This window comes from Thioclava sp. UBA3469 (assembly GCF_002378135.1).
GTDB lineage: Bacteria > Pseudomonadota > Alphaproteobacteria > Rhodobacterales > Rhodobacteraceae > Thioclava > Thioclava sediminum.
In genome coordinates, this window is sequence record NZ_DFRG01000241.1 from 569 (window position 1) to 1,718 (window position 1,150).

The 1,150-nt window shown below is 63.9% G+C and carries 1 protein-coding gene; it reads right to left on the minus strand.

The window, feature by feature from the left end; translation table 11 throughout:
• Positions 1 to 90 precede the first annotated feature (90 nt).
• Positions 91 to 1,150, minus strand: a 1,060-nt coding sequence (locus tag B3D39_RS17480) for an MmgE/PrpD family protein (protein WP_286789921.1), incomplete at its 5' end; no start/stop codon positions are given.

Below are 1,150 nucleotides of genomic sequence, written 5' to 3' on the forward strand. Positions count from 1 at the left end.
CGTGTCGAACCAGTCGTCGAGAATGTGAACTTTCATGCGCCCCTCCGGGACCTTCTGCCGACCCGATGTCGGATCGGCAGAGGCTATGCGTTATTGCGAGCTGTCGGCAAGCTGCCCTGCATCCGTCATGTCGAGGACGGCCCAGGCCTGCGCGATCAGCGCATCCTGCTGATCTGCTTCCAGAACCCCGGCGCAGCAAGAGCGGAACTTGTCCTCCACCTCGGAATCGCTCAGCGGGTTTTCCGGCCCGCCGCGATAGCGCTCATCGGCCCAGCCGCTGATCTCGCGCCCATCCTTGAGGCGGATCGTGATCCGCGAGCGCATCTTGTCGAAGCCCTGTGCTTCGATCTCGGGATCCAGCTCAGTGCGCATCCGGCGCTGCATGTCCTGCATCGCGTCACTCGCCACGAACCCGTCCGAGAATTCGACCTTCCCGGCCTGCCGCGCCAGCGCGATCATCGACAGCGCAGCGGGCAGAGAGAACTTCGCCTGCAGGTGGTTTTGCGCGATCGGGTAGCGGATCGGTTTCAGGATATTGCTGCCGGCGTGAACGGTCACGGTGTCGATATCCTCGGGCTGAACATCGCCTTCGGTGACGAGTTTGAGCATCAGGTCGATCGTGGGATGGGTCAGCACGCCACAGGGATAGGGTTTGATCGACACGCCCGGGTTCACGATCGTCCAGGTCTTGCCGAAGCCTTGCGACAGTTTCTCGGGCGATGCGCCACCGCCCTGCACTGCCATGAAGCCCCACGGCCCATCGAATGCGTTCGGGTCGGCGGTGAAGCCGCGCTTGGCGAGCATCGCGGCCGTCACCCCATTTTCGCAGGCGCGACCGACATGGAGGGGCTTGGTCATCGTGCCGAAATTGCAGCGGATGCCTGCGGCGAAGCTCGCCGCGATGCCGAAGCCCCAGCGCAGTTCGTCGCCCTTGAGGCCCAGCAGCTTTGCGGCAGCTGCGTAAGCGCCGATGGTGCCGACCGTGCCACTCGAATGCATGCCTTGCATGTAATGGCGCGGCAGCATCCATTCCGAGATTTTGCACTCCACCTCGAACCCGGTCAGGAAAGCCAGCATGAAATCGCGCCCCGAGACCGCCCCGAGCGATTGTGCGGTCACGAGCGCGGACGACAGAGGCGGGATCGTCGGG